1 protein-coding gene is annotated in these 308 nt (G+C 43.5%); it reads right to left on the reverse strand.

The window, feature by feature from the left end; translation table 11 throughout:
* Positions 1-49 precede the first annotated feature (49 nt).
* Positions 50-277 carry a helix-turn-helix domain-containing protein gene (locus AAEZ03_RS26630; protein ID WP_025650640.1) on the reverse strand — a complete coding sequence of 76 codons (228 nt, stop codon included), beginning with the start codon at positions 275-277 and terminating at the stop codon, positions 50-52.
* Positions 278-308: the final 31 nt, after the last annotated feature.

Consider the following 308-nt stretch of genomic DNA (forward strand, 5'->3'; position numbering starts at 1 on the left):
GTCATTAGGCGTTCGGCTGGCGTGTCGCTTGATATGCTGGGGTGGTTGCTCATTTGGTCACCTCATTGTCAATATCAATCCAATAGACGTTCCAGTGTTTGCCGTCTTTATCTACTCGCTTGCGCTGTATGGTTAAGCCTGTATTTTCTAGCTGGTTAATGCGAGTGGGTAGCGTGGCTATTCTATAAAGTTCGATAGCTTGCCAGCGTGTGATTGATTGACCAGTTAAAAGATGATCTTTAATGATTTGGTTTTGGGTGCGTTTTAGATTATCCATGATTAAGCCCCCTCATTAGTAGCGTTTAGAT

This window comes from Pseudomonas sp. HY2-MNA-CIBAN-0224 (assembly GCF_040310285.1).
Classification (GTDB): Bacteria; Pseudomonadota; Gammaproteobacteria; order Pseudomonadales; family Pseudomonadaceae; genus Aquipseudomonas; species Aquipseudomonas helleri.

Excerpts from the sequence above, each read along its gene's own strand:
- AAEZ03_RS26630 (WP_025650640.1), bottom strand. The coding sequence starts at position 277 with ATGGATAATCTAAAACGCACCCAAAACCAAATCATTAAAGATCATCTT.